Source organism: Paenibacillus sp. 01L418 (assembly GCF_056400045.1).
In genome coordinates this window covers 1-3,490 of record NZ_JBFTSN010000567.1, presented here as the reverse complement: position 1 = coordinate 3,490, position 3,490 = coordinate 1, and the positions used below count along the sequence as shown (strand labels likewise).

The following is a 3,490-nucleotide window of genomic DNA, read 5'->3' as shown; positions in this document are numbered from 1 at the left end:
CGATGGAATTGTATTTAGCTGTAACCAAAAAATCTCCTCTTTCTTTGAGTAGTGATCAAAGACCAGTGGTCAATATCTCTTGGAATGAAGCCATTTATTTTTGTAATTTACTGTCCCTGAATGCAGGATTAACAGAGTGTTACTCATTCAGTCAGGATGGAGATCATATTGAATGTGATTGGGAATCTGATGGCTATCGCCTCCCGACAGAGGCAGAGTGGCAATATGCGTGTAAAGCAGGAACAGCTGGCTATCAATACGGAGAGATTGATAAAATCGCTTGGTACAATGGAAATTCGGGAGACAGCATTCATGAAGTAGGTAAAAAAGAACCCAACGCATGGGGTTTATATGATATGTTAGGAAATGTCTGGGAATGGTGCTGGGATTTATATGATGAGCAGGTATATGGCTCATATCGCATTTTTCGGGGCGGCAGCTGGGCTGAAGAAGCGAGAGGCTGCGGAGCTACTTGTCGTCGTCGCAGTCATCCGTCATTTTGTATTGACGACCTTGGGTTTCGCCTTGCCAAATCATGTTAACGATTGATAATAACCGCGGAGGTATAGACCTCGGCGGTTATTTCTAATTCCTATTAAGCTATTTGCTATTCATAAGCTCACGCAGCGCATCAGCAAATTTGGAGATTCCTAAACCAATTTCAGCTTCTTTTGCTCGAGCAAAAGTAAATCTTACGAAACCAGAATCCGATCCGTACACACTACCAGGAACAAAAACAATCCCTCTTTTAATGGACTCCTCCAGCAGCTTTCCATCGTGAACATCCGGAACTAGCTTACACCATAGATGAAGACCACCTTGTGGGGCAGTGAACGTAACCAATCCTGGAAGTTCCTTCTGCAATGCTTCAATAAGTAAATCTCGTTTATATTGGRGCTGCATTCGCAAGCGGTCAAGATGAGGTTCAAAGTAATTGGACTTCAAAAATTGTGCCGCTACCTGCTGCGGTATAACGCTAAGTCCAAAATCCATTTGCTGCCTTGCGTCAGCAAGTCTCTCCACAATGGAGTTAGGGGCAACCATCCAACCTATTCGCATGCCAGATGCAGCTATTTTGGAAAAAGAACCGATATAGAGGACAGACCCAATTGAATCCATTGATTTCAGCGGTGAAGGCGGTAAACCTTCATAGTCCGTTAAGCTAAATGGGTCATCCTCGACAATAGGTAGCGCCAACTCGCTTGCGACGTCAAGCAGCTGTTTGYGGCGTTCAACACCGAACACTGTACCTGTTGGGTTCTGATAGTTGGGGTTCATGAACACCATTTTGATCCGATGTTTTTTGTATAAAGCACGAATGTCCTCAGGACATACCCCTTGACTGTCAACAGGAAGTCGGAACAACCTAAGCCCAGCTGATTGAAACATAGGCAGAGAATAGCAGTAGGAAGGATCTTCAATCGCAACCGCGTCGCCAGGCGACAACAAACACTGGGTTATTAAATATAACGATTGCTGAGATCCCGATGTGATCAAAATCGATGATTCCGTTGTCTTAATACCCCGATGTTGATCTAGATAGGATACCAATGCTTGTCTAAGCGGAATATACCCTTGAGGATTATCATAACCCAAATATGAAGTATATTTATTCTCGCTCATCAACGTTGTAATTTCATCATTTGGAGCCAAATCTGCCGACAGCTCACCGCTAGCAAAATCGATGAGAGAGGGGTTTTGATTGAGCGCTTCACGAATTCTTCGCATAAAGGGCAAGTTAGGTAGAAAGCTGCCGCCCTCAGCGTACCGACTCCAATTAGGCGTGTGCTTGGGAGTGGCTCCCCATTTTGTTTTGGATACACGCGTTCCACTGCCTGTCTGACTTTCAATAATCCCCATCGATCGAAGCTCGGCAAATGCCAAAATGACTGTACTGCGGTTTACGCCTAGTTGTTCAGCCAATTTTCTCTCAGATGGAAGCAAGCTGCCAGGAGGGAATTCACCGTAGGAAATCCGTCTTTCTAGATGATCGGTAATTTGTTTATATATAGGAATTTTACTTTTCCTCTCAAGTTCCCACATCAGGTTCACATCCCTTGCTTGTAAATAAAACATTATAGTCATGATTATCATACCACTGATTTTCAAACTGAAAGAGGCTGTTTTCAACCTAACTATGACAGTTAAATGAAAACCAATCGAATTGGATGGTAGTAATTCATCCGATTTGGATGGTTCGTTTTTTCGCTTTTTATTTTATGATAAACGTTAATTCACATTTCAATGAACTGCACGTATTAGGGATCAAAAATATACTGCTAACATATAGGGGGAAATCATATGCAAGTACCTATCGGCGTATGGATCGTATCTTTTATAATCGTAGCCATTCTTTCATGGATTACATTCTGGATCACGAACAAAGCGTATTCAAGACGTTGGGAAGATCATGATGACAGCAACCTAAATAATTAAAAAAATGATTGTGAGCTACAACAAACAAATAGCACAGGAAGTGGAAATCAGTAACGACAAAAGCTTTGTTGTTACTGGTTTTTTTATGTTCATCTGCGTAGTTTCTGACGATAAAAAATAAAAGGTCAATATTCAATTTTTACTTGCATTTTGCAAATAATTGCGTTATAAATAGATCAAGAGGTGAAACAAGTGGAGAACACTAGAGAGATGTTTCAAATAATGACTCGCCGGTTTGGGCTTCTGGATAAAAATTGTTGCACAGCGGGCGGAGTGGATATCTCATTAATTCAAAGCCATATTATTTATGAGATCGATCGAAAACATAATCCATCGATTCAGCAGGTGGCGGATTCACTATCCATAGACATCACTACGTTTAGCCGCCAAGTTCAAAGCCTTGTGAAGTTAGGATTGGTGAAGAAAACACAACTTCCTGAAGACCGGAGAATCAATATTTTAACGTTAACGACTGAAGGCAAGTACATTTCAACAGTCATTGATGGCCAAATGAATGACTATTTAAAAGAGGTCTTTTCGCATATGTCTGAATTTGAACAAGACATGGTCATAAACTCGATAAAATTGCTTAACGAAAGCATGGCAAAATCGAAAGTATGTTGTACAACACTGGGATAATTATTTATCCCTTTAAAAATCATTAATACTTGCAATTTGCAAATAATATTGAGGAGGAAATAATATGATGAAAAGTATTCCTATTAACCAAATTAGCTGCTGTGAGGTACATGACAACGAAAAAAGCAATTTGCCAATTGCAATTATAGGAGCTGGACCGGTAGGTCTTGCGGCTGCTGCACATTTACGTTTAAAAGGAGAGTCATTTTTACTTTTAGAAGCTGGTTGCGATATCGGAGCAAATATTAAAAAATGGGAGCATGTAAGACTCTTTTCCCCATGGGAATATAACATCGATAAAGCAGCTAAACAATTGTTGCTTTTAACCAACTGGATCACACCACAAAATACGGATATTCCAACAGGGAAAGAACTTGTAGAACAATATTTAAAGCCTCTATCAGAGCTCTCTGAA

Annotated in this window: 5 protein-coding genes; 4 read left to right on the top strand and 1 reads right to left on the bottom strand. The window is 40.7% G+C overall.

Features of this window, described 5'->3' with window-relative positions:
* A partial coding sequence (locus tag AC1DSE_RS32785) for a formylglycine-generating enzyme family protein (protein WP_477528878.1) occupies window positions 1-542 on the top strand: 542 nt, incomplete at its 5' end.
* A gap of 58 nt (window positions 543-600) precedes the next feature.
* Here AC1DSE_RS32785 and pdxR read toward each other — a convergent pair.
* The gene (pdxR, locus tag AC1DSE_RS32780; protein WP_477528877.1) at window positions 601-2,043 is read right to left on the bottom strand and encodes a MocR-like pyridoxine biosynthesis transcription factor PdxR; all 1,443 of its coding nucleotides are present in this window, start codon (window positions 2,041-2,043) and stop codon (window positions 601-603) included.
* A gap of 258 nt (window positions 2,044-2,301) precedes the next feature.
* On the opposite strand from pdxR, the gene AC1DSE_RS32775 reads away from it, so the two are divergent.
* The 3 genes from AC1DSE_RS32775 to AC1DSE_RS32765 form a co-directional block, all read left to right on the top strand.
* Window positions 2,302-2,436 (top strand): hypothetical protein, encoded by a 135-nt coding sequence (locus AC1DSE_RS32775; protein ID WP_256710766.1) that lies wholly within the window; start codon window positions 2,302-2,304, stop codon window positions 2,434-2,436.
* 192 nt (window positions 2,437-2,628) lie between these two features.
* Window positions 2,629-3,075: a MarR family winged helix-turn-helix transcriptional regulator gene (locus tag AC1DSE_RS32770; RefSeq protein WP_477511171.1), complete on the top strand. Its 447-nt coding sequence runs from the start codon at window positions 2,629-2,631 to the stop codon at window positions 3,073-3,075.
* A gap of 64 nt (window positions 3,076-3,139) precedes the next feature.
* A partial coding sequence (locus tag AC1DSE_RS32765; protein WP_477528876.1) for an NAD(P)-binding domain-containing protein occupies window positions 3,140-3,490 on the top strand: 351 nt, incomplete at its 3' end.

Bases quoted from the DNA above. Each gene is read 5' to 3' on its own strand.
- AC1DSE_RS32775 (WP_256710766.1), top strand. From the start codon at position 2,302: ATGCAAGTACCTATCGGCGTATGGATCGTATCTTTTATAATCGTAGCC.